This is a genomic window from Flavobacterium sp. TMP13 (genome assembly GCF_050847115.1).
Taxonomy (GTDB): Bacteria; Bacteroidota; Bacteroidia; order Flavobacteriales; family Flavobacteriaceae; genus Flavobacterium.
Genome location: NZ_CP193656.1, coordinates 229,488 through 253,663, shown reverse-complemented (window position 1 = coordinate 253,663; position 24,176 = coordinate 229,488). Strand labels below are relative to the sequence as shown.

Here is a 24,176-nt window from a genome sequence, read left to right as displayed (position 1 = left end):
GATTGAAATATAGGTAAAATTTAAATTAGAAATAGCCGTTAACAAGTCGTTAACAAACATTTGAAACCGCTTAACATAGAACCAAAAGGTATTGAATTATTTTTGGAGTATTATTAACAAACGATCAACCTTAATATAACTTACTATGAAAATAATTAAAATTTCGATGTTGGCTTTGGCCTTAGGATTAATGTCTTTTTCGGCAATCGAGCCAGTACAGTCCTTAGTTTCTGAAACAAAAAAAGAAGCTGTAAACAATACTATTGTATGGAAAGCTGAAACAGTAGACGTAGGTCAAATTCCGCAAGGAACGCCAAAAGCAATTGTTTATGAGTTTAAAAATACAGGTACTAAAGCAGTGGTAATTACAAATGTAAAAGGATCTTGTGGTTGTACCGCTACAGATTATACAAAAGAGCCTATTTTACCCGGTAAATCAGCCAAAATTACGGCAATTTATAATGCTGCAAGTAAAGGTGGTTTCACAAAAACAGTTACAGTAACTACAAGTGCAGAAGCTACACCTAAAGTGCTAACTTTAAAAGGAATAGTAATCTAATGTGAATTTTACGAGATAATAAAAACTCTAAACATGTAATGTGTTTAGAGTTTTTTTATGCGCCGTAGTTAATTTAGATTCAGTGGAACTACAATTTCTTGCAGTAAAAGACCAATTGTCAAGAAAACGCGCTATTTTTATTAAAAATCATTTCATGAAACTACATTACAAATTTATACTTCTGTCTTTTATTGCTTGTACACTTTCATGTGGCAACTCAAAAAAAGATAAAATAATTTTAACAAAGCCCGCTAAGGCCGAAGTTGCGGAGTTGCAAATTATTGTTGACAGCAGCACGGTTTCTAGATTTTATCAAGCCTACCCCAAATTAAGTACTTTTCAAAAAGAGGTACAGCATTTATACAAAACGCAAGGTTCGAAACAATTGTGGTTGGATAATAAAGGAATTGTCGAATTCGGGAATACTTTATTTAATAAATACCGAGATATTGAGAGTGAAGGCTTGCCCAAAGATTTTCCGTATAACGATTCGTTGACGGCTATTTTTGAACGGGCAAGCAAAGACAGACTAACCAAAGCAAGTACCGATTTGTTAATAAGCAATTTATATTTTTACTATGGACAAAAAGTATACAGCGGTGTTGATAGTAAAACCACCACTTCGTTGGAATGGCTATTGCCTCGAAAAAAGTTAAATTATACGAGTTTTTCAGATTCCATTTTTAAACAAAAAACGGTACAATTTGACGATAAGAACAAAATGTTTAGCCAATATTATAAATTGCGAGATGTATTGCATAAATACAAGAAAATTGAAGCAAGCGGCGGTTGGAAAAGTATCGAAGTAAACGAGGGTTTTAAAAGTTTTAAAGTAGGCGATTCCTCCGAAGCAATTGCACAAATTAGAGAACGATTGTTTACTACTGGAGAATTAAAAGAAAATACGCAAAGCGCTGTTTGCGATTCAATATTAATTGCCGCAGTAAAAGACTATCAAATTCACCATGGTAATGCAGCTAAAAACACTATTTTACCGCAACATATTGCCGAAATGAATGTTCCTGTTGCGGACAGAATTAAGACAATTATTGTAAATATGGAACGCTGTCGATGGATCGACCCGAATTTAGAAAAAGACAAAGAATACCTAGAAGTTAACATTCCTGAATTTAAACTCTACTTGATACGTGACGGAAAAATTGCTTTTTCATCGTCTGTGGTGGTCGGAAAGGCAATGACCCAAACCGTTATTTTTAGCGGAATGATGCAGTATATTGTTTTTAGTCCATATTGGAATATTCCTCAAAGCATTGTGAAAAGTGAGATCAAACCAGGAATGGAGCGCGATAAAAATTATTTAGCTAAGAAAAATTTAGAGTGGAATAATGGACAAGTTCGCCAATTGCCAGGTCGCAATAATTCGTTGGGTCTAGTGAAGTTTTTATTTCCAAATTCAAACAATATTTATTTACACGACACACCTTCAAAAAGTTTGTTCGATAGAGAAAAAAGAGCGTTCAGTCACGGTTGCGTTCGTGTTCAAAAACCGAGAGAACTCGCAATTGAATTAATGAGAAACGATTCAAAATGGACACCAGAAAAAATTGATAAAGCCATGCATGCTGGTAAAGAAAAATGGTACACACTCCAAAAGAAAATTCCAGTTTATATTGGTTATTTTACGGCGTGGGTTGACAAAGAGGGGCAAATGAATTTCTACAAAGATGTCTACGATAGAGACGATCGCTTGGCCAAATTGTTGTACAATGAAGAAAAGTAAATAATACTCTTAATTAGTTAAACTAAAAAGCCTTGGAGTGACCCAAGGCTTTTTTAATATGAGTTGTTAGTTTTTAGTAAAACAGATGCTGAATCAGCTTGACATTACTTTTAATTTAATTACAATTCTAACACATCAATACATTTATAAAATCGTTTCGTGTAATGGTCAGATCCTAACGAGCTTATCGTAACGGATTGTGCTTTTCCTGACGACGCATGTATAAACTCCGATTGCATACCATCTGCTTTACAAATAATACCCAAATGCCCGACAATATTTCGGTCTTGATATCCGTAAAAAACCAAGACATCTCCAACTTTAAAATCTTTTTCATTCAATGGTTTACCTAAATTCTTGTAGCCGCTAGAACTTCGAGGTAAATTAACTTCGAAATGATTGAAAACAAAACTCACAAAACCAGAACAATCAAAGCCAGTTTTGGGCGAATTACCGGCATACAAATAGGGCGCGTTCAAGTAATTTTTGGCGTAATTTATAATGGAGTCTCGCTTACTTAACGATTCAATATTTTCAAAAGCAACACTACTTTTGGCGATTTCCTTTTTTTTGAAGGAGCAAGCGGTAATAATAAAGACTAGTAATAAAGACGAATAAAGAGTTGTTTTCATATTTGGTAAGCTAAAGTAAAGGTGCTTGGTTGAATTAAATTTTTAAAGATAACATTTTTTATTTTTACGTTTTAAACTCTAATAAGAGCGACGAAGTTTTTAATATATTTTACGAAAACGATTTCTTTTTCCTTATTTTTACCCGTCTAAAACCGTAAAAATGAGTACAAATTACCACGCTACTGTTAATGGTTCTTTCGATTTTCGTATTGATTCAAAGGCCATTAAAGATTTTGATGTTGTCGCTGTTAGTAGCATTACATCCCATGTTTTGCATCAAAATGCTTCTTATCATACCGAAATTTTAAGTTCAAATTTCAATCAAAAAAAATATTCGGTGCAAGTAAACGGGACCGTGTACGATGTAGTATTGACCGATGCGTTAGATGCCTTGATAAAAGCCATGGGTTTTGAAGTAGGAGCGACCAAACAAGTAAACGCTATCAAAGCGCCTATGCCAGGATTAATTTTAGAAATTAGTGTGTCTGTTGGTCAGACGGTTAAGGAAAATGAAAGTTTATTGATTTTGGAAGCAATGAAAATGGAGAATAATTTTTTATCTCCACGAGATGGAATCATCAAAAGTATTTCGGTAAACAAGGGAGATACGGTAGATAAAGGTCAGTTGTTGGTGGAGTTTGAATAAAAATAAGTTTTTGAAGCATTTATAAAATATGAAAAAAATATTAGTTGCTAATCGAGGAGAAATTGCGATTCGAGTAATGAAGACTGCAAAAAAAATGGGAATCAAAACGGTTGCTATTTTTTCTAAAGCAGATAGAAATGCACCGCACGTAAAAATGGCAGATGAAGCTGTTTGCGTGGGTGAAGCGCCTTCTAATCAATCGTATTTATTGGGAGACAAAATTATTGAGGTTGCCAAAAATTTACAAGTTGATGCGATTCATCCCGGATATGGATTTTTAAGTGAAAACGCTGATTTTGCCGAAAAATGCGAAGCAAATAATATTATTTTTATCGGACCAAAATCCAAAGCCATCAGAATGATGGGCAATAAACTAGCAGCCAAAGATGCTGTAAAAGAATATGATATTCCAATGGTTCCCGGAGTAGATGAAGCGATTACAGATGTCGAGAAAGCAAAGATAATAGCAGCAGAAATAGGATTTCCAATTTTGATAAAAGCAGCTGCAGGTGGCGGTGGAAAAGGAATGCGAGTAGTCGAGAGCGAAGCTGATTTTGAGTTTCAGATGAATCGCGCGATAGGCGAGGCAACTTCTGCATTTGGTGACGGATCGGTTTTTATAGAAAAATATGTGAGCTCGCCTCGCCATATCGAAATTCAAGTTATGGCCGATGCTCATGGAAATATTATTCATCTTTTTGAACGAGAATGCAGCATTCAAAGACGACATCAAAAAGTAGTGGAAGAAGCTCCTTCGTCTGTTTTAACTCCAGAACTTCGAGAAAAAATGGGAGAAGCTGCGGTATTAGTGGCCAAATCTTGTGCTTATTTAGGAGCTGGAACAGTCGAGTTTTTATTGGATGAAAATTTAAATTTTTATTTCTTAGAAATGAATACCCGTTTGCAAGTCGAGCATCCAGTAACCGAATTAATTACGGGCTTAGACTTGGTCGAGATGCAAATACAAATTGCTCGAGGAGAAGTTTTAAAAGTTAAACAAGAAGATTTACACATAAAAGGACATGCCGTGGAGCTGCGAATTTATGCCGAAGATCCTTTGAATGATTTTTTACCAAGTGTGGGAAATTTAGAAAAATATCAATTGCCTGTAGGCGAAGGAATTCGGGTAGATAATGGCTATGAAGAAGGAATGGATATTCCGATTTATTACGATCCGATGTTAGCAAAATTAATAACGTACGGAAAAAATAGAGAAGAAGCGATTCAGTTAATGATCGAAGCAATCGCTAAGTACGAGGTCAAAGGAATTCAGACCACTTTACCTTTTGGTGCTTTTGTAATGCAACACCAAGCTTTTCAGTCGGGAAATTTTGACACGCATTTTGTAAAGAAATATTTTAGTGCCAAAATTATTCATGCGCAACAAAAGCAAGAAGCTGAAGTTGCCGCACTAATTGCATTGCAACAGTATTTAAAAGATCAAAAAACACTTCGCTTGCCTAAAATTTAAAATTGCTGGCAATTCGTACGGACCAGAGAAGAATTTTTGCTACATCTAAATGAAATCTAATGAAATCGAAAATAAAAATATTAAACGATAAAATTGAACTAGCGCAACTTGGCGGCGGTTTAAAAAGAATCGAAAAACAGCACGAAAAGAAAAAATTAACGGCTCGCGAAAGAGTGCATTATTTATTGGATGAAGGTTCTTTTGAAGAAATCGGAATGCTGGTTACGCACCGAACTACTGATTTCGGAATGGAAAAGGAGCTCTATTATGGAGATGGTGTAATTACAGGTTACGGAACCATTAATGGAAGATTGGTATATCTTTTTGCCCAAGATTTCACGGTTTTTGGAGGAGCATTGTCGGAAACGCATGCAGAGAAAATCTGTAAGGTAATGGATATGGCGGTCAAAATGGGAGCGCCAATGATTGGTTTAAACGATTCAGGAGGTGCTCGAATTCAAGAAGGAGTTCGCTCTCTTGGAGGTTACGCTGACATCTTTTTCCGAAATGTACAGTCGAGCGGAGTGATTCCTCAAATTTCGGCCATTATGGGGCCTTGTGCCGGTGGTGCGGTGTATTCGCCAGCCATGACCGATTTTACCATGATGGTCGAAGGAACAAGTTATATGTTTGTTACCGGACCGAATGTGGTTAAAACAGTGACTAACGAAACCGTAACTTCTGAGGAGTTAGGAGGAGCAAGCACACATTCAACCAAATCGGGAGTGGCGCATTGCACCTCGGCCAACGATGTTGAATGTTTGGAAGATTTAAAGAAACTCTTGAGCTATTTGCCACAAAACAATCGCGAAACGGCGCAAAAGCTTTCGTACACTTTACACGATGAAATTCGAGAAGCGTTAGATACCATTATTCCAGATAGTCCCAATAAACCGTATGATATGCATGCGGTAATTACAGGAATTATCGACGAGGATTCCTTTTTTGAAATTCATAAAAATTATGCCGAAAACATTATTGTTGGTTTTGCTCGTTTAGGTGGAAGGAGTATCGGAATTATTGCAAACCAACCGTTGTATTTAGCGGGAGTTTTGGATGTAAACAGCTCTAAAAAAGCAGCACGCTTTACACGCTTTTGCGATTGCTTTAATATTCCGCTTTTGGTTTTGGTCGATGTACCCGGATTTTTACCTGGAACAGATCAAGAATGGAACGGAATTATCGTGCACGGAGCCAAATTATTGTACGCTTTAAGCGAGGCGACAGTACCTAGAATTACAGTTATTACAAGAAAGGCCTATGGTGGTGCGTACGATGTGATGAATTCTAAGCACATTGGAGCCGACATGAATTTTGCATGGCCAAGTGCCGAAATTGCCGTTATGGGAGCCAAAGGCGCAAGCGAAATTATCTTTAAAAAAGAAATTCAAGAAGCCGAAAATCCAGCTGAAAAATTAGCAGAAAAAGAAACAGAATACGCCAATTTGTTTGCCAATCCGTATACTGCAGCGCAACGTGGTTTTGTCGATGAGGTTATTTTACCGCAAGATACTAGACGAAAATTACTCAAAGGCTTTGCGATGCTCGAAAATAAAGAAAGCGTTTTACCAAAACGAAAACACGGCAATATTCCCTTATAAAAATTAAACCACCTTTTTGGTGGTTTTTTTATGTTGTAAAGTTTTCAAGACGCTTTATTTTTTGCTGCTATTTTAGCTGTTTTTTTTGAAAAATTTACTGCATTACCTCAAGATCCGAAAAAATTTACTCTACATCATTTTTCTTGTAGCATAAATATTTTCTTGTCATCGAAGCTTTTTTTGTTAGAAGTTTTTTACTTCGTTGATTTTCTTTTATGAAATAAAAAAAAGGTCTTTGTATCATTCTTTTGGAACAGGATCAGTTCCTGTGGAAGGAGGCTTATTACCATTGTGAGAGGAGGGAACTACCGACTGATGGTGCATATTGTTTAAAAAAAGATATATTTGCAATGAACGATAATTCTTTTTTTAGGAAAGAATATCTTCATTTTTAAACTATCGAATTAAAAGTAAAATATAAAGTAAGTATGAAAAAAGTTGAAGTAGTTGCGGCCATCATATATTGTGAGAATAAAATTTTATGTGTCCAAAGACCTCAAAATAAACTCAATTATATATCGGAAAAATTTGAATTTCCGGGAGGGAAAATTGAACAAGGCGAAACTAAAATAGAAGCTTTAAAACGGGAGTTATTGGAAGAGTTAAATATTACGACAGACATCAAGTCCTTATTTTTAACTGTTGTACATGAGTATCCTGATTTTGAATTGACAATGCACAGTTATATTTGCCAAGTGGAAACACAAAAGCTCACACTTAATGAGCATATAGCACAAGAATGGTTAACGCTGCATGAACTTAAAAAACTTGATTGGGCTGCTGCTGATATTCCGATAGTAAATAAATTAATAATGAATGGATAAATTAACTGAAATTTTCAATTCAAGTTTGCAAACTGGCTATGTAGATAAAAATATTTTATCAAATATAGCTTATCAGCCTGAGTTACTTGTTAATCAAAAAAATCCACCCAAAAAAGTTCTCTCATCTATACTTCATGAACTTGAATACTGCAATCAGTTTTATATTTCAGTTGCATTTGTTACTACAAGCGGAGTTGCTACAATAATTAACAAACTTAAAGAGTTAGAGAATCGTGAAATAAAAGGAGAAATTTTAGTTTCTCAATATTTAAATTTCACACAACCTGAAGCATTGAAAAGATTGTCTCAATTCAAAAATATAAATTTAAGAATTGCCACTAAAGGAAATGCGCATGCAAAAGGATATATATTTAAGAATAAAGAACATTACAATTTAATTGTTGGTAGTAGTAATCTAACATCTCAGGCTTTGTCAACGAACAAAGAATGGAATATTAAAGTATCTGCATTAGTTGAAAGTGGACTTGTTGAAAAAGTACTTAATGAATTTCGATCTGATTTTGAGAAAGCAACTTCAGTAACGCCAGAATATATTTTATCATACGAGGAAATCTATAAAAAGCAGTTTCTTCTAAATAAGAATAATAGCTTAAACGCTTTAGTAGATTCTGAAATTGTAATAACTCCAAATGCAATGCAAATAGAAGCATTGGGGAATTTAAGTGATCTACGGGAAGATAAAAAGAATAAAGCTCTAATCATTTCAGCAACTGGTACGGGAAAAACATATTTGTCGGCTTTCGATGCAAAGGCTTTTAATCCTCAAAAGTTATTATTTGTAGTTCATAGATTAACTATTGCAAAAGATTCATTAAAAACATTTCGAAACATTTTTGGAAATAATAAAACGATGGGTTTGTACTCTGGAGATAAAAGAGAATTAGAATGTGACTTTATATTTTCAACCATACAAACTATTTCAAAGTCCAGTCATTTAGAAAATTTTTCAAAAGACCATTTTGATTATATAATCATTGATGAAACTCATAGATCTGGAGCAGATTCCTATCTGCGATTGATTGATTATTTTGAACCTAAGTTTCTTTTAGGAATGACCGCTACTCCTGAAAGAACAGATGGAACCGATATATTTCAATTATTTGACCACAATATTGCTTACGAAATCAGATTGAACAGAGCAATGGAAGAAGGAATGCTTAGTCCATTTCATTATTACGGAGTAACTGATTTATTAATAGATAATGATGCTGTTCATAATAAGACAGATTTTAACTTATTAGTTTCAAATGAAAGAGTTGATCGAATAATTGAACAATCAAATTTCTATGGAAGTGATAACGGGATAACGAGAGGTTTAATATTTTGTTCAAGAAAAAAAGAAGCGATTGAGCTTTCTGTTTTATTAAACTTGAAAGGATATAAAACAATTGCCTTGACAGGTGATAGCTCTGAAGAAGAAAGAGTAAGATCAATTGAGAAATTAGAATCAGATAATTTAAAAGAAAAGCTCGATTACATTTTTACTGTTGATATTTTTAATGAGGGGATTGATATTCCGAAAATCAATCAGATTATCATGCTTAGACCAACAGAATCAGCAATTGTTTTCATTCAACAATTAGGTCGCGGTTTAAGAAAAGTTGATGGTAAAAGTTATGTTACCGTAATAGATTTTATTGGAAACTATGAAAATAATTATTTAATTCCTATTGCTTTGTATGGCGATACGTCCTACAATAAAGACTCTTTACGAAAATTAATTACTGAAGGTAGTAGAATGATACCTGGTTCATCAACTATTAATTTTGACGAAATCACCAAAGAAAAAATATTTCAGTCTATTGATTCTGCAAATATGCAATTGTTGACTGATTTAAAAAAAGACTACAACTTGTTGAAATTCAAGTTAGGAAGAACTCCAATGATGATGGATTTTATAGAACATGGTTCTAGAGATCCTTATTTGTATGTAAATTATGCAAATTCGTATTATAATTTCATTGTTAAAGTTGAGAAGGATTATAAGTCAGAATTATCTAAAGAAGAGATTAAACTTTTAGAGCTATTTGCTATTGAAATAAATAACTCTAAAAGGGCTGAAGAGTGCTTAATTATCAAATTATTAATTGAATTTGGTACACTTTCGATAAAAAATCTAAAAGAAACTATTTTAAATAAATATCATTATACAGTATCTGACGAAACTATTAAATCTTGTGTTTCTAATTTAAATTTCGAGTTTAATAGAGAAAAAAAAGATGGCAAAATGGTTTCGCCAAAGGAAATTTATAATTTGGATATTTTGAAAATTGAAAATGAAAAGCTACATTTTTCAAATACCTTTCTTTCCTCTTTAAAAAAGGATGTCTTTAAAAATTATTTAATTGATTCTACAGAATATTCCATTTATGAATTTGACCAGTTATTTGACCAAGACCATTGGCAAAATGGATTCGTGCTTTATAGAAAATACTCTCGTAAAGATGTATTTAGAATTTTAAATGTCGAGGAGAATCCTGTCGCTCAAAATGTGGGCGGTTATTTAGTAAGTCCTAATAATTCACATTGTCCAATTTTTGTAAACTATCACAAAGAAGATGATATATCTGAATCTACTAAATATGAAGATGAGTTTGTAAACAATAAAGAATTTAATTGGATGTCAAAATCCAATAGAAAAATTGAAAGTAACGATGTTCAATCGATTCTAGGTAAAAAAGGAGCGATTAGATTACCATTATTTATCAAAAAAAATAATGATGAAGGAATGGACTTCTATTATATGGGAGAAGTAAGCCCTAAATTGGATCAGGTTGAGCAAACCACAATGAAAAATGATAGCGGTAAACAGGTTTCAGTTGTGAAAATTAGATTCAATTTAGTAAATCCAGTTTCTGCCTCAATGTATACCTATCTAGAACAAAAAGGTACTGTTAAAGATAATAGGACGAAAAAGATGAATGAAATTATTCCTATTCAAGGAATTATTGATTTCGAACCAATATTGAAAAATGCAATTCCCCTTTATGATTTTTATGCCGCAGCTGGTACATTTAGTGAGATTCAATCTGAGAAGGAATTTACTTTAATTGAGGGGCCTGAAAAAAGCAATATAAATACCGATTATTTTGCTTGTAAAATTATTGGTGATTCAATGAACAGAGTAATTCCAAATGGTTCAATTTGTTTATTTAAACCTTATAATGGAGGCAGTAGAAATGGGAAAATCGTTTTGATAGAAAATATCGATATTCAGGACCAAGATTTCAATTCGGCATTTACCATTAAAACATATTCAAGTGAAAAAAATGTTTCTGACGAAGGTTGGGAGCATGCTTCAATTATTTTGAGACCAAATTCGTTTGATGATTCTTACCAAAGTATTGTTATAAATGAAGAAAATGGTTCAGAAATGAGAATTGTCGGGGAGTTTGTTTCAATTATTAAATAGTTACTCTGTTAAGGAAATTGTAATTAAAAAAAGTAAGTACCTTAAACTAATATTTAAATTCAGCTGATTCTTTTAAAAATAATTCTGCGTGTCATAACTTTACTTAGTCTGCAAAATAAATAGTCACTTTAAATTTTTTATTAGTAGCAAGCATTGGACTAAAAAACGAAATTATTCATGCTTGACTTAAAAGTCTTTTATAATTGGTTCGATCATTGTTGAACATCAAAAAAAGAATGATATTTTACAGCAATTAATCCACATAAATTCGTGAAATTCGTGTTTCCTATTTTTTATACTTTAAATTTATACAATGAAATACAATAGATGTGGAAAAAGCGGTTTGCTATTGCCTGAAATTTCTTTAGGATTGTGGCATAATTTCGGTTCTGTAGATGTTTTTGAAAATGGCGAACGAATTGTAAACGAAGCTTTCGACAAAGGAATTACACATTTCGACTTAGCCAATAATTATGGACCGGTTCCAGGTTCTGCAGAGACTAATTTTGGAAAAATACTGAAGAATAATTTTCAAGGAGACCGTCGCGATCAAATTGTTATTTCGACCAAAGCGGGCTATACCATGTGGGATGGACCTTATGGAGATTGGGGTTCGCGTAAATATTTATTGTCTAGTTTAGATCAGAGTTTAAAGCGTATGCAGCTTGATTATGTGGATGTTTTTTACTCGCATCGTTTTGATCCCGAAACACCGCTAGAAGAAACAATGGGCGCTTTAGATTCTGCTGTTCGAAGCGGAAAAGCATTGTATGCAGGAATTTCTAATTACGATCCAGAACAAACGCAAAAAGCAGTGGCGATTTTAAAAGAACTAGGAACGCCTTGCTTGATTCATCAAGTCAAGTATTCGATGTTTGTTCGAGAGCCCGAAGAAGGTTTGTTGGATGTTTTAGGAGAAAATGGAGTTGGCTGTATTGCCTTTTCACCATTGGCACAGGGACTGTTAACGAATAAATACTTAAAAGGAATTCCAGAAGATTCCCGAGCACACAATCCAAACGGACATTTACAAGAAAATGAGCTGACTCCCGAGCGAATTCAGAAAATTGTTCAACTTAATGAAATTGCAAAAAGCAGAAATCAATCGTTAGCACAAATGGCGTTGGCGTGGTTGCTTAAGGACAAGCGAGTGACTTCGGTTTTAATTGGAGCAAGTTCTGTGGGCCAATTAAACGATAATATTGATAGTTTAAAAAACACTGCTTTTTCTACAGAAGAATTGCAGTTGATAGCGAGCATATTAAAGTAATAATTACCAGTATTGATATATAAAAAAAGTCCTATTTAATTGTTTTAAATAGGACTTTTTACATGAACACATGTTTTTATTTTTTAGATTTTTCTTCTAAACCGAAGTTTGGTAAGGCTGTTAATTCTGCAATTTTAACAATAACTTCCATTGCTTTTACCATGCTCTCTGCAGGAACGTACTCGTATTTCCCATGAAAATTATGTCCGCCAGCAAAGATATTCGGGCAAGGTAAACCCATATAAGACAATTGCGAACCATCAGTACCGCCACGAATTGGTTTAATTAGTGGTTTGATATTTAAAGCTTTCATTGCATTTTCGGCAATATCTACAATATGTTTCACAGGCGTTACCTTTTCCTTCATATTGTAATATTGGTCTTTGATTTCTGCAATTACGATATCTTCTCCAAATTTCTTTGCAAACTTTTTATTAATTTTTTTGACAATTTTCTCAACTAATTTTTTGCGCTTTTCGAATTTTTTCTTGTGGTGATCTCTAATAATTAGTTCCACAACGGTTTCCTCTAAAGTTCCGGTAATGTGATGCACGTGAAAAAAGCCTTCGTACCCTTTGGTTTCTTCGGGTGTTTCTCCTTTAGGCAATTCATTAATAAATTCGGTAGCAATCAACATTGAATTGATCATTTTTCCTTTGGCATAACCAGGATGAACGCTTTTTCCTTTAAATGTGATTTTTGCTCCAGCAGCATTAAAGTTTTCATATTCTAACTCCCCAATCTGACTTCCATCCATAGTGTAAGCCCATTCTGCTCCAAATTTAGCCACATCAAAATGATGCGCGCCACGACCAATTTCTTCATCAGGAGTAAACCCAATTCTAATTTTTCCGTGCTTGATCTCTGGGTTTTGTATTAAATATTCCATTGCAGAAACAATCTCTGTAATTCCTGCTTTGTCATCAGCTCCCAATAGCGTCGTTCCATCGGTTGTAATTAAAGTTTGTCCTTTGTATTGCAAAAGATCTTTAAAATAACTTGGTGATAAGATGATGTTTTTCTCTTTGTTCAGTACAATATCTTTTCCGTCGTAATTCCTAATAATTTGCGGATTTACATTTGCACCCGAAAAATCAGGGGAAGTATCAAAGTGAGAGACAAAGCCAATTGTAGGTACATCATGCGTCACATTACTAGGTAAAGTTGCCATGATGTATGCTTTATCATCGATAGTAACCTCGTCTAAACCTATTGCTTTTAGCTCTTCGACTAATTTGTTAGCTAGATTCCATTGTTTCTCTGTACTTGGTGTAGTTTGTGAATTTGGATCAGATTCGGTATCAATTTTTACGTAACTGATAAATCGATCTATTATATGTTGCATAATTTTATGTTTTATACAAATATAGGTATTTTTTGCAGGGCTAGAAAAGCAAAAACTTCAGATGAGCAGGAAGACTTAGCTGCAAAAAAAAGCCTCAGTTGTTACTGAGACTTTCGGTATTATTTTACGCATCTAAAGCCAACATGATTCGTAGGCGAATTTGCTTCTCCCTTTCCTCTTGTTCCTACCATATAGCGGGTACAATATTGATCGGTACACAAAAATGAACCACCACGATGCACTCTCTTTGGCACCAGTGGGTCAGTAGGATCACTATATTGTATCGGTCCTTGCGGATTGCGTGTTACTTTATTTTCCGCAGCTAATTTGTGATAATAGTCGCGATCGTACCAATCGGCAACCCATTCCCAAACATTCCCACTCATGTCGTATAAGCCGTAGCCATTCGGTTTATACTGTGCTGTTGGTGCGATACCTGCAAAGCCATCTTCGCCAGTATCACCGCCCTCAACAGGAAAAGTTCCTTCGTAAATATTGGCCTGAAATTTTCCATTTACTTTCAGCGTATTTCCCCATGCATACAAATTACCCGTTTTCCCGCCACGTGCTGCAAATTCCCATTCTGCTTCTGTAGGTAAGCGTTTGCCTGCCCATTTTGCATAAGCAGCAGCATCATCGTAGGCAATTTGAACTACAGGATAATCGTCTTTTCCCGTAATAGAACTTTCTGGACCCGTCGGATGTCTCCAATCGGCCTTCACAACAAAACTCCACCACTGCAAGAAGTTATTAAGTTCTACTGGTGTTTTAGTGGGTGCAAATACAACAGATCCTGTTAATAAATTTTCCAGAGGAACTCCAGGGAATTCCTCGACTGTTGGTTTTTTTTCAGCATAGGTTACGTATCCAGTAGCTTTTACGAAAGCAGCAAATTCCTTGTTAGTCACCTCTTTGTCATCCATCCAATAGCCATCGACATAAACGCGATGAATCGGTGTGGCATCACTAGTTACTCCTTTTATGCTGCATAAACTTTCGTCGGCAACATCGCTACCCATCGAAAATTCGCCACCCGGAATCCAAACCATTCCTTTTGTAGGTTTTAATGGCTTATTGTCTTTGTTTTCAAGCGTTGCTTCAAACGGAGAAACGGCATTCGCATTTGGAACTTCAAGACAAGCTTCGGTAGCATTGATTCTGTTTTTTTCGTTGATTTTAGTGTAACCAAAGGCTGCGCCAATAATTACCACGGTCGTAATTGCAGCGATCCAAAATGTTTTTGGTTTATTTTTATTCATGAAAGTGATTTGTTGTCATTAAGTAGCTCCCAAATATAATAAAAATACAAGAGAGGCTCATTTGTAAAATCTTTAAAAAAGCTACTTCTGTTTACATTGTAAAATCATTTAATTGATATTTTACCTAGAATTAATTTATTTGAAGACTTATTGTGTTGTAAAAAAGGAATGACATTTTGTTTGATAGCACTCGATTTCGGTAATTTACCTTTAAATTAATTATTTTTTTATCTCAAATTAAACCTAATTTGTGTGCTTTTTTTAATTCTATTTTTATGTGAGTAAATTATGGGGAGAATTCTTAAATTTGCGGTCATAAAAAAATTACTTCATGTACAAATTACTTATTCGCCCTATTCTTTTTCGTTTTGACCCTGAGGAAGTGCATTATTTTACTTTTTCGATGGTGAAATTCTTTTCTAAAATTCCTGGATTTTCAGCTATTATGAGATCTAATTTTAAGGTAAAAGACCAGCGTTTAGAAAGAGAAGTGTTCGGAATTAAATTTGAAAATCCAGTTGGATTGGCGGCAGGTTTTGACAAAGATGCGAAGTTGTACAAAGAATTAGCAGATTTTGGTTTTGGCTTCATCGAAATCGGAACCGTTACTCCAGTTGGACAAGAAGGAAATCCGAAGAAAAGATTGTTTCGTTTAAAAGAAGATGAAGCGATTATTAACCGAATGGGATTTAATAATGGCGGAGTGATTGAAGCAATCGAGCGTTTAAAGAAAAACAAAGGAACTTTAATTGGCGGAAACATTGGTAAAAATAAAATCACGCCAAATGAGAATGCGGCAGACGATTATATTATTTGCTTTGATGCCTTGTTTGATCACGTTGATTATTTTGTAGTAAATGTAAGTTCTCCCAATACACCAAACCTAAGAGCTTTACAAGATAAAGAACCGTTGACAGAGTTGTTGCAAACTTTGCAAAATAGAAATTTAACACACATTAATCCGAAACCTATTTTATTAAAAATAGCGCCAGATTTAACAGACGATCAATTGTTAGATATTATCGATATCATAAAAACAACGCAAATTGCCGGCGTTATTGCCACCAACACTACGATTTCTCGCGAAGGACTGCAATCCGACAATAAAATAGAAGTAGGAGGAATGTCGGGGTTGCCTTTGGGCAAACGTTCTACTGAAGTAATTCGTTTTCTTTCTGAAAAAAGCAACAAAGCATTTCCTATTATTGGAGTAGGAGGGATTCATTCTGCCCAAGATGCACTTGAAAAACTGGATGCTGGTGCATCTTTAATACAATTGTATACCGGATTTATTTACGAAGGTCCTTCTTTAATTAAAAAAATAAACAAGAAAATTTTAGAGCGTTTAAATTAAATGCTGTGCGGCCAAACCTACTACTAAAGCAATACCGAAACTTAACAAGGTACCAATCAAAACGTATTCAGTTAATTTTCGGTCTTTTGCTTCTTTCAAATCTCCAAATCTAAATATTGATTTCGCGGCTAGTAAAAATCCGATGGCTTCAAAATGTCCGGTGAGAATAAAACAAAGTACAAACAAACGTTCTAAAATTCCGATTGAGTTTCCGGCATTGGCCAAAGAATGATCTTTGTTGTTTTTGTTTTCGGGTGTCCAAATCGAAATTATATTTTTAATGCAAATCGAAGTGGGTTTCGTCAATAGCAGGATAGCAGTAATTATAATCCAAAATTCATCGATAAAACCGTTGAATGCCAAAGGTTTCTTTTCGTAAAGTAATGCAATACCCATTATAGAAAGAACATGAGCCAATTGATCTGTGATAAACCAAATGCGTCGAGTTTTTGTTTTCTGAAAATACAACTTTACGTAATCTATAAAACCGTGTACGATCATTAGTAAAAGTGCAAATCCTGCAAAATTGGCATTTCCTATAAAGATCCAAGCCAAAACACCATGAATAGCCACATGAAAGTAGAGATAAATACTTTTCTCTTTTTTAAGCTCTTTATGGGCTACCCAAGAATTAGGCTGTAGAATAAAATCGCCTAATAAATGCGCTAGTAGTAATTTTATAAGGATGATCATCTAGAAAGTTGTTTGAGTTGGTTTCGAAAATAAGAATCTAACTCTAGAATTAAATCGTAATTCGCTCGTTTTCGTCTTCTACTTACAGCCGCTTGATTGATGCCTAATTTTTGACCAATTTCTTCTTGTGAAAGGGTTGGATTTTGAATGGCAAGAACTATAAATTCAGCAGCTTGCACCAACCAACTGTCCACGAAAGTGAGCGCCAATCGTATTTTTAAATTTAGATTTACATCAAAATCAAGCGCGTCACTTTCAAGTGCTAGTGTTGTTTTTTCTTTTTTTAAGGTTTCAAAAATAGCTCCCGAATGGATGAAAGCACTGCCGTTACTTTCGGTTATTTTTTTGGCAGCATAGGTTTTTGCGCCTAACCCAATTCCGATTCTTGCGTCGAGTTTTATTGTTTTAAGATGTGCTTTTATTAAAATGGCGGTGATAAAAGCATCTTCGGGATTTTGAATTTCAAGTTGAAATTCATCACCACGATACAACTCCCAGTTTTCTGGACTTTGACCAAATTGATTCAGTAATTGTTTCAAATCTTTTGTCCAAATCGCTGACTCAGAATTTCTTGAATTAATAATATCTCCTGTTAGTACACTTGTCATATTCAAATATAATTAAAAATAAAATAGTATTGGTCTTACTTTTTATAAAATATATTACAATAATAAGTAATAGTTTTAACTATTACCTTTTTGTGTAATTTTTGAGACTATTACGGTAATACGTAATTTTAAACGTGTTCTATTATTTTTTTTTATTCCGAAAAAAACAGACTAACTTAGCCCGTACAAACCCATTGCTTTGAGTAAACAAGTCAAAATTATAGAATGTCCACGAGATGCTATGCAAGGCATCAAAACCTTAATTCCGACTAAGAATAAGGTTTCTTATATTCAATCATTGTTACGAGTTGGTTTTGATACAATTGATTTTGGTAGTTTTGTTTCGCCTAAAGCGATACCACAAATGCAAGATACCGCTGCCGTTTTAGAACAATTAGATTTGTCTCAAACGACCAGTAAATTACTCGCTATCATCGCCAATACCAAAGGTGCAGAACTAGCTTCAGCACATCAAGCAATACAATATTTAGGCTTTCCATTTTCTATTTCTGAAAATTTTCAGATGCGAAATACACACAAAACAATTGCAGAATCATTAGTGACGCTGCAAGAAATTCTAGAAATAGCGAATACTACCAATAAAGAAGTGGTGACTTATTTATCAATGGGATTCGGTAATCCGTACGGAGATCCTTGGAACGTGGAAATTGTAGGAGAGTGGACCGAGAAACTTTCAAAAATGGGTGTGAAAATTCTCTCTTTGTCCGATACCGTTGGTAGTTCGACTCCAGAAGTTATTGATTATTTATTTTCGAATTTAATTCCGCATTACTCCCAAATTGAGTTTGGCGCACACTTGCATACTACTCCAACTTCATGGTTTGAAAAAGTCAATGCCGCGTACAATGCAGGTTGTTATCGATTTGATGGTGCGATACAAGGTTTTGGTGGTTGCCCAATGGCCACCGATAAATTGACAGGAAATATGCCTACAGAAAAATTAATTTCGTACTTTACAGCAAACAAAGCAGTTACCAATTGCAATGTATTAAGTTTCGAGAGTGCGTACAACCAAGCATCAAAACTATTCGGCGCATTTCATTAGTATACAATTAAAAGAATTTTTAATTTTTAAAAGGTATCGGTATGCAAAAAAATCTTTGTGTAAGACGTTTTCTGGGCTTTTTACTTGTAATGTTATCCTGCCTTTCTTGTTCAAGCGAACTCGATTTTGATCAGACCAACCAATTAAAATTAGAACCTGTTTTAGTCGGTAATCTTACTTATTTTGAAGTAAAAGCAACCGATTTTGTGGATACTGGTTCGGGGCAACTGCTGGTCGATGTGCAAAATTTCACCCCATTTAAAGATGCTTTTCTTCGAGACAACCTTCGTAGAATCGATTTACATTTTGAAATCGAGAATACAATTCCACGTGCTTTTTCGATAAATATGGTGCTATTAGACAACAATAAAATGCCTGTCTACGAAATTCCGATACTTGTTCCTGCCTCCAACGGAACTACAGTAAAAGTTACAGTGAACGATTTTTTTGAAGGACAAAAATTAGAGTCCGTTCAACAAATGATGCAAGTTGGTTTTGTCGTGCAAATGCAGCCAGGCACACCATTAAACGCCACTAGTTTTGGTGCTTTAAAATTACGTTCTAGTGCAACTTTATACATGGAAATCAAATGAAAAAGATATTCCTATTATTAATTTTTAGCGTGTTTTGCAGTCAAGCGCAAAACAAACAGTTGTTGTATAACTTTGCAGGAATTCCGCAAACCTTACTTGCAAACCCAGGTTCCGACGTGCAGTACGAGTGGTATGTTGGCGTTCCGCTGCTTTCTGGACTGTCGGTACAATTTGGGTCTAATGGTATTTCGGCCTACGATTTGTTTGCTAAAAACAATGTCGATTTTAACGATAAACTTCGACTAGTAATTGCCTCGGCGTCGGCCAAAGATAAAATCATGATTCAAGAACAAATTGAAATATTTAGTGGTGGAATCAAACTGGGCGATTGGGAAAGTAACAGCTACTTGTCCTTTGGATTGTATCAAGAGTTTAATGCTCTAAGTTACGTGCCTAAAGATCCAGCGGTATTGGCCTTAGAAGGCAATCAAAATTACATTGGTAAATCATTCAATTTAGACGATATCAATTTCAAATCAGAGATGCTTTCTGTTTGGCATATAGGCTATCATAAAAACTTTAACGATAGGCTAGTTCTAGGGGCTCGAGCCAAATTGTATTCCAGTGGTTTTACCGTAAATTCTACCGACAATTCAGGTTATATTAGTACAACAGATCAAAATCAAAATGCTATTTACAATCAAATTATTTCTTCTAATTTGCAAGTGCAAACTTCAGGTGTTTCTAAATATCTAGAAGACGAATACGAAGGAAATATTGGCAATGATATTGCGAAGAATACCTTCTTTAACGGAAATTTAGGTTTAGGTTTTGATTTAGGATTGACCTATTACCCTGAAAAAGAGTGGCAACTTACCGCAAGCGTACTCGATGTAGGTTTTGTAAGACACAGCAAAGACATCGCTACTTATACATACAAAGGTTATTATAAATACGACGGAGTAAACCCTGATTTTAGTAATCCAGAGGAACCCGAAGACGTTTTTGATTCTTTCGAAACTGCTATTCCAAGAGATACAGTTTATAATAAATTTACCACGTGGAGACCCGTAAAATTCAATGCATCGGCGCAATATTCTTTCGGTAAACCAAGATCTGAAAGTTGTAATTGCGATGTAGCAACCGCCGCATATCAAAATGCATTTGGTTTGCAATTCTTTGCTATGAGTATGCCTAAAACGCCATTTGTCGCCCTAACAGCTTTTTACCAACGGGTGTTTTTTAATCAATTATACTTTAAAACAACCTACACCGTCGACAGTTTTTCGTATACAAATATTGGTTTGGGTGTTTCTGCAAATTTGGGAAGAATGAATATCTATACCTTAGTCGATAATATCCTGGAATACCGAGATGTATCCAAGGCCAACAGTCTGTCTTTTCAATTTGGCCTCAATTATATTATACCTCAGAAGAATATTTTTCACGATTAGAAGCTTTTCCGGCTCTCCGCTGTATCTGTTGTGCCGAACCACGGCACAACAGGATGCCGCTACTATCCGGGCTAGGGATTATGTGTTTTTTAAATCTTTTTTAAATGTAATTCTAGGCCAGCTGCTATTTCGAAATCTGAAATTATAAGGTCAAAAAGACATAAGTTTTTAATTTATTCTGTATATTTGCTCGCAATTCAACTAGAAATTGCACCATGATAGCACACACCACAAAAATTATCGGAGAAGGACTTACTTACGACGATGTATTATTAGTACCAAACTATTCCAATGTGCTTCCTCGCGAAGTAAGTATACAATCAAGATTTTCTAAAAACATCACTTTAAACGTTCCTATAGTATCTGCTGCTATGGATACCGTTACCGAAAGTTCTATGGCAATTGCTATGGCGCAAGAAGGCGGAATTGGTGTTTTACATAAAAATATGTCGATCGAGCAGCAAGCTGCTAAAGTTCGCAGAGTAAAACGTGCCGAATCAGGGATGATCATCGATCCAGTAACATTACCATTAACTTCTACAGTTGCCGATGCAAAAAATGCAATGAAAGAATATGGTATTGGTGGAATTCCGATTGTAGATGAAAATAGAATTTTAAAAGGAATTGTGACTAATCGTGATTTGCGTTTCGAGAAAAACGGATCAAGAGCAATTACGGAAGTAATGACAACCGAAAATTTAGTTACTGTGGCCGAAGGAACTTCTCTAGCAGAAGCTGAGATTGTATTGCAAGGACACAAGATAGAAAAACTTCCTGTAATTAATGCTGCTAACGAACTGGTAGGTTTAATTACATTTAGAGATATTACCAAGTTGACTCAAAAACCAATTGCAAATAAAGATGTGTACGGACGTTTGCGCGTAGCTGCAGCAATTGGAGTAACGGGCGATGCGGTACAAAGAGCAGAAGCTTTGGTAAATGCCGGAGTAGATGCAGTTATTATTGATACGGCTCACGGTCATACAGAAGGTGTTGTAAAAGTATTGAAAGAAGTAAAAGCAAGATTTCCATCTATTGATGTTATTGTAGGTAATATTGCAACTCCCGAAGCGGCTAAGTTTTTGGTAGCAAATGGCGCTGATGGTGTAAAAGTAGGTATCGGTCCTGGTTCTATTTGTACTACTCGTATTGTTGCAGGAGTAGGTTTTCCACAGTTTTCGGCTGTTTTAGAGGTGGCTGCGGCATTAAAAGGTTCTGGTATTCCCGTTATTGCTGATGGTGGAATTCGGTATACAGGAGATATTCCTAAGGCAATTGCTGCAGGAGCGGATTGTGTCATGTTAGGTTCTTTATTAGCAGGAACGATGGAATCGCCTGGAGAAACTATTATTTTTGAAGGAAGAAAATTCAAATCGTACAGAGGAATGGGTTCTGTTGAAGCCATGGAAGGTGGCTCAAAAGACCGTTATTTTCAAGATGTTGAAGACGATGTAAAAAAATTAGTTCCAGAAGGAATTGTTGGGCGTGTTCCTTACAAAGGCGAATTGTACGAAAGTATGCTTCAGTTTATTGGAGGTCTTCGTGCTGGAATGGGATATTGTGGTTCAAAAGATATTGCAACTTTGCAAGAAACCGGTCGTTTTGTACGCATCACCGCAAGCGGCATCAACGAAAGTCATCCGCACAATGTGACAATTACCAAAGAAGCTCCGAATTATTCAAGATAATCCGAATTTTATATAAAGACAAAAGGCATCAGAATTACATCTGATGCCTTTTTTTATACCTGTCGTTTTAGTTAAATCTTAAACCAATCCTTTTATTTTAGCATGTTGCAACAATAAGATCGATTTTGCATCCACAATTTCACCAGATTCAATCATCGCAAAGGCTTCATCAAAAGACAATTCTAATACCTCTATGTGTTCTTGCTCTTCTTCTAAACCGCCGCCTTCGCTTATTTTCATTTGCTCATTGTATTCTCCAACAAATAGATGTAGAATTTCAGTAACGGCTCCTGGAGACATGTACGTTTGCATTACCTTATCGACTTTTGTCACCCGATACCCCGTCTCTTCTTCGGCTTCTCTAATTACACAAGCCTCTGGATTATCTTGGTCTAAAAGTCCCGCGCATACTTCAATCATCATTCCGCTTGCATTGCCGTTTAAATACGTTGGCAAACGAAATTGACGCGTTAAAATCACCGTCTTTTTAGCCGAATTGTATAGTAAGATAGCAGCACCATTTCCTCTGTCGTACACTTCACGGTTGTGCGTTTCATTAACAGTTTCTGTTTTGTATCCGAAAGTGACTTTGTTTAAAATGTAATAATTATCCGAAAGTAATTGAATATTTTTTATTTCTATATCAGGATTTTTCATGGTCTTATTTTGAATTTTAACATAAAAAAACGCTCTTTTAAAGAGCGTTTTCTATTATTATTTAAGAATTGTTTGCTTTCGGTCTGGACCAACAGAAACAATTTTGATCGGAATTTCTAATTCTTTTTCGATAAAATCGATATACTCTTTTAATTCAACAGGCAACTGCTCGTAAGTAGTCATTCCTGTTAGATCTTGTTTCCAACCTTTAAATTCTTTGTAAATTGGAGTTACATTTTCTGGTTCGATGTTGTAAGGGAAGTGTGAAATATTTTGTCCTTTATAGTTGTACTCTGTACAAATTTTCAGAGTTTCAAAGCCAGACAATACATCGCCTTTCATCATCATTAATTGCGTTACACCATTCACTTGAACAGCGTACTTTAATGCAACTAAATCCAACCATCCGCAACGTCTTTGTCTTCCGGTTACCGAACCAAATTCGTTTCCTACTTTTGCCATCGTACTTCCAACTTCGTCAAAAAGTTCAGTTGGAAAAGGACCGCTACCTACACGAGTAACGTATGCTTTAAAAATTCCGTATACTTCTTTAATTTTGTTCGGCGCAATTCCTAATCCAGTGCAAGCTCCAGCAGCAGTAGTGTTTGATGAGGTTACAAACGGATAGGTTCCGAAATCAACATCTAATAAAGAACCTTGAGCACCTTCACATAAAATAGTTTTACCTGCTTTTTGCGCTTGGTGAATGTATTCTTCACTATCAATAAAATCTAATTTCTTTAATTCTTCAATCGCTTCAAAGAATTCTTTTTCAAGTTCTTCTAAGTTGTATTGGATAGCCACATCATAAAAAGCGATCATTGCTTGGTGTTTGTCTGCCAATGCTCTGTATCTTTCTTTAAAATCTACTAATTCGATGTCACCAACACGTAAACCGTTTCTACCAGTTTTGTCCATATAAGTTGGACCAATACCTTTTAAAGTAGAACCAATTTTAGCCTTTCCTTTAGATGCTTCAGATGCAGCATCTAACAAGCGGTGCGTTGGTAAAATTAAATGTGCTTTTCTAGAAATAATTAATTTGCTTTTAATGTCTAAATTAAATTTTTCTAAACCTTCAATTTCTTTTTGAAAAACAACCGGGTCAATTACAACTCCGTTCCCGATGATATTAATAGAATTTTTATGAAAAATTCCAGAAGGAATTGTTCGTAAAACGTGTTTTATTCCATCAAATTCTAAAGTATGCCCAGCATTGGGACCACCTTGAAAACGAGCAATAATGTCGTAATTGGATGTTAAAACATCAACAATTTTCCCTTTTCCTTCATCTCCCCACTGTAAGCCTAATAATAAATCTACGGTCATTCTCTTTATAATT

The 24,176-nt window shown here is 34.9% G+C and carries 20 protein-coding genes; 13 read left to right on the top strand and 7 right to left on the bottom strand.

Annotated features, from left to right (window positions below; translation table 11 throughout):
- The first annotated feature begins 145 nt into the window (after positions 1-145).
- Positions 146-559, top strand: a complete 414-nt coding sequence (locus ACRASX_RS01095; protein ID WP_066310009.1) for a DUF1573 domain-containing protein — start codon at positions 146-148, stop codon at positions 557-559.
- Positions 560-713: 154 nt separating this feature from the next.
- Complete coding sequence (locus tag ACRASX_RS01090; RefSeq protein ID WP_432222142.1) at positions 714-2,300, top strand: L,D-transpeptidase family protein; 1,587 nt, start codon at positions 714-716, stop codon at positions 2,298-2,300.
- Positions 2,301-2,419: 119 nt separating this feature from the next.
- Here ACRASX_RS01090 and ACRASX_RS01085 read toward each other — a convergent pair whose 3' ends face one another.
- Entirely contained in the window at positions 2,420-2,932 is a 513-nt protein-coding gene (locus ACRASX_RS01085) for a C40 family peptidase (protein WP_066310007.1), read from the bottom strand.
- A gap of 160 nt (positions 2,933-3,092) precedes the next feature.
- Here ACRASX_RS01085 and ACRASX_RS01080 point away from each other — a divergent pair, with 160 nt between their 5' ends.
- The 6 genes from ACRASX_RS01080 to ACRASX_RS01055 all read left to right on the top strand — a co-directional run bounded on the left by ACRASX_RS01080 (position 3,093) and on the right by ACRASX_RS01055 (position 12,177).
- Positions 3,093-3,578 carry an acetyl-CoA carboxylase biotin carboxyl carrier protein subunit gene (locus ACRASX_RS01080; protein ID WP_432222141.1) on the top strand — a complete coding sequence of 162 codons (486 nt, stop codon included), beginning with the start codon at positions 3,093-3,095 and terminating at the stop codon, positions 3,576-3,578.
- 28 nt (positions 3,579-3,606) lie between these two features.
- The gene (gene accC, locus ACRASX_RS01075; protein WP_432222140.1) at positions 3,607-5,049 is read left to right on the top strand and encodes an acetyl-CoA carboxylase biotin carboxylase subunit; all 1,443 of its coding nucleotides are present in this window, start codon (positions 3,607-3,609) and stop codon (positions 5,047-5,049) included.
- Between the two features lie 59 nt (positions 5,050-5,108).
- Positions 5,109-6,650 (top strand): acyl-CoA carboxylase subunit beta, encoded by a 1,542-nt coding sequence (locus ACRASX_RS01070; RefSeq protein ID WP_432222139.1) that lies wholly within the window; start codon positions 5,109-5,111, stop codon positions 6,648-6,650.
- Positions 6,651-7,078: 428 nt separating this feature from the next.
- Positions 7,079-7,474: a (deoxy)nucleoside triphosphate pyrophosphohydrolase gene (locus tag ACRASX_RS01065; protein WP_432222138.1), complete on the top strand. Its 396-nt coding sequence runs from the start codon at positions 7,079-7,081 to the stop codon at positions 7,472-7,474.
- Positions 7,467-10,907, top strand: a complete 3,441-nt coding sequence (locus tag ACRASX_RS01060; protein ID WP_432222137.1) for a DUF3427 domain-containing protein — start codon at positions 7,467-7,469, stop codon at positions 10,905-10,907. The genes ACRASX_RS01065 and ACRASX_RS01060 overlap by 8 nt, the downstream gene beginning before the upstream one ends.
- A gap of 313 nt (positions 10,908-11,220) precedes the next feature.
- On the top strand, positions 11,221-12,177 hold the full coding sequence (locus ACRASX_RS01055) for an aldo/keto reductase (protein WP_432222136.1): 957 nt from the start codon (positions 11,221-11,223) through the stop codon (positions 12,175-12,177).
- A 76-nt stretch (positions 12,178-12,253) separates the two neighbouring features.
- On the opposite strand, the gene pepT is transcribed toward ACRASX_RS01055, so the two are convergent.
- Both pepT and ACRASX_RS01045 read right to left on the bottom strand, forming a co-directional pair.
- Positions 12,254-13,522 (bottom strand): peptidase T, encoded by a 1,269-nt coding sequence (gene pepT / locus ACRASX_RS01050; protein WP_432222135.1) that lies wholly within the window; start codon positions 13,520-13,522, stop codon positions 12,254-12,256.
- A 119-nt stretch (positions 13,523-13,641) separates the two neighbouring features.
- The gene (locus tag ACRASX_RS01045) at positions 13,642-14,781 is read right to left on the bottom strand and encodes a formylglycine-generating enzyme family protein (RefSeq protein ID WP_432222134.1); all 1,140 of its coding nucleotides are present in this window, start codon (positions 14,779-14,781) and stop codon (positions 13,642-13,644) included.
- Between the two features lie 331 nt (positions 14,782-15,112).
- Between ACRASX_RS01045 and ACRASX_RS01040 the strand changes: the two genes are divergently transcribed.
- Positions 15,113-16,135, top strand: coding sequence for a quinone-dependent dihydroorotate dehydrogenase (locus tag ACRASX_RS01040; RefSeq protein WP_432222133.1), 1,023 nt, complete (start codon positions 15,113-15,115; stop codon positions 16,133-16,135).
- Here the strand turns inward: ACRASX_RS01040 and ACRASX_RS01035 are convergent.
- Positions 16,127-16,828: a DUF3307 domain-containing protein gene (locus ACRASX_RS01035; RefSeq protein ID WP_432222132.1), complete on the bottom strand. Its 702-nt coding sequence runs from the start codon at positions 16,826-16,828 to the stop codon at positions 16,127-16,129. The two genes, ACRASX_RS01040 and ACRASX_RS01035, sit on opposite strands and share 9 nt — an antisense overlap.
- The gene (locus tag ACRASX_RS01030) at positions 16,825-17,436 is read right to left on the bottom strand and encodes a SatD family protein (RefSeq protein ID WP_432222131.1); all 612 of its coding nucleotides are present in this window, start codon (positions 17,434-17,436) and stop codon (positions 16,825-16,827) included. Before ACRASX_RS01030 ends, ACRASX_RS01035 begins: the two co-directional genes overlap by 4 nt.
- Positions 17,437-17,635: 199 nt before the next feature.
- On the opposite strand from ACRASX_RS01030, the gene ACRASX_RS01025 reads away from it, so the two are divergent.
- From ACRASX_RS01025 to guaB, 4 genes are all read left to right on the top strand, one after another.
- Positions 17,636-18,502: a hydroxymethylglutaryl-CoA lyase gene (locus ACRASX_RS01025; protein ID WP_066309973.1), complete on the top strand. Its 867-nt coding sequence runs from the start codon at positions 17,636-17,638 to the stop codon at positions 18,500-18,502.
- Between the two features lie 41 nt (positions 18,503-18,543).
- Positions 18,544-19,095 carry a hypothetical protein gene (locus ACRASX_RS01020; RefSeq protein ID WP_432222130.1) on the top strand — a complete coding sequence of 184 codons (552 nt, stop codon included), beginning with the start codon at positions 18,544-18,546 and terminating at the stop codon, positions 19,093-19,095.
- The gene (locus tag ACRASX_RS01015; protein ID WP_432222129.1) at positions 19,092-20,489 is read left to right on the top strand and encodes a DUF5723 family protein; all 1,398 of its coding nucleotides are present in this window, start codon (positions 19,092-19,094) and stop codon (positions 20,487-20,489) included. Before ACRASX_RS01020 ends, ACRASX_RS01015 begins: the two co-directional genes overlap by 4 nt.
- Before the next feature lie 215 nt (positions 20,490-20,704).
- Complete coding sequence (guaB, locus tag ACRASX_RS01010) at positions 20,705-22,177, top strand: IMP dehydrogenase (RefSeq protein WP_066309963.1); 1,473 nt, start codon at positions 20,705-20,707, stop codon at positions 22,175-22,177.
- 78 nt (positions 22,178-22,255) lie between these two features.
- On the opposite strand, the gene ACRASX_RS01005 is transcribed toward guaB, so the two are convergent.
- Positions 22,256-22,834, bottom strand: coding sequence for an NUDIX domain-containing protein (locus ACRASX_RS01005; protein ID WP_432222128.1), 579 nt, complete (start codon positions 22,832-22,834; stop codon positions 22,256-22,258).
- 57 nt (positions 22,835-22,891) lie between these two features.
- Positions 22,892-24,163 carry an adenylosuccinate synthase gene (locus tag ACRASX_RS01000; protein ID WP_066309958.1) on the bottom strand — a complete coding sequence of 424 codons (1,272 nt, stop codon included), beginning with the start codon at positions 24,161-24,163 and terminating at the stop codon, positions 22,892-22,894.
- Between the last annotated feature and the right edge of the window lie 13 nt (positions 24,164-24,176).

Bases quoted from the DNA above. Each gene is read 5' to 3' on its own strand.
- ACRASX_RS01095 (WP_066310009.1), top strand. From the start codon at position 146: ATGAAAATAATTAAAATTTCGATGTTGGCTTTGGCCTTAGGATTAATG.
- ACRASX_RS01090 (WP_432222142.1), top strand. From the start codon at position 714: ATGAAACTACATTACAAATTTATACTTCTGTCTTTTATTGCTTGTACA.
- ACRASX_RS01085 (WP_066310007.1), bottom strand. From the start codon at position 2,932: ATGAAAACAACTCTTTATTCGTCTTTATTACTAGTCTTTATTATTACC.
- ACRASX_RS01080 (WP_432222141.1), top strand. From the start codon at position 3,093: ATGAGTACAAATTACCACGCTACTGTTAATGGTTCTTTCGATTTTCGT.
- accC (WP_432222140.1), top strand. From the start codon at position 3,607: ATGAAAAAAATATTAGTTGCTAATCGAGGAGAAATTGCGATTCGAGTA.
- ACRASX_RS01070 (WP_432222139.1), top strand. From the start codon at position 5,109: ATGAAATCGAAAATAAAAATATTAAACGATAAAATTGAACTAGCGCAA.
- ACRASX_RS01065 (WP_432222138.1), top strand. From the start codon at position 7,079: ATGAAAAAAGTTGAAGTAGTTGCGGCCATCATATATTGTGAGAATAAA.
- ACRASX_RS01060 (WP_432222137.1), top strand. From the start codon at position 7,467: ATGGATAAATTAACTGAAATTTTCAATTCAAGTTTGCAAACTGGCTAT.
- ACRASX_RS01055 (WP_432222136.1), top strand. From the start codon at position 11,221: ATGAAATACAATAGATGTGGAAAAAGCGGTTTGCTATTGCCTGAAATT.
- pepT (WP_432222135.1), bottom strand. From the start codon at position 13,522: ATGCAACATATAATAGATCGATTTATCAGTTACGTAAAAATTGATACC.
- ACRASX_RS01045 (WP_432222134.1), bottom strand. From the start codon at position 14,781: ATGAATAAAAATAAACCAAAAACATTTTGGATCGCTGCAATTACGACC.
- ACRASX_RS01040 (WP_432222133.1), top strand. From the start codon at position 15,113: ATGTACAAATTACTTATTCGCCCTATTCTTTTTCGTTTTGACCCTGAG.
- ACRASX_RS01035 (WP_432222132.1), bottom strand. From the start codon at position 16,828: ATGATCATCCTTATAAAATTACTACTAGCGCATTTATTAGGCGATTTT.
- ACRASX_RS01030 (WP_432222131.1), bottom strand. From the start codon at position 17,436: ATGACAAGTGTACTAACAGGAGATATTATTAATTCAAGAAATTCTGAG.
- ACRASX_RS01020 (WP_432222130.1), top strand. From the start codon at position 18,544: ATGCAAAAAAATCTTTGTGTAAGACGTTTTCTGGGCTTTTTACTTGTA.
- ACRASX_RS01015 (WP_432222129.1), top strand. From the start codon at position 19,092: ATGAAAAAGATATTCCTATTATTAATTTTTAGCGTGTTTTGCAGTCAA.
- guaB (WP_066309963.1), top strand. From the start codon at position 20,705: ATGATAGCACACACCACAAAAATTATCGGAGAAGGACTTACTTACGAC.
- ACRASX_RS01005 (WP_432222128.1), bottom strand. From the start codon at position 22,834: ATGAAAAATCCTGATATAGAAATAAAAAATATTCAATTACTTTCGGAT.
- ACRASX_RS01000 (WP_066309958.1), bottom strand. From the start codon at position 24,163: ATGACCGTAGATTTATTATTAGGCTTACAGTGGGGAGATGAAGGAAAA.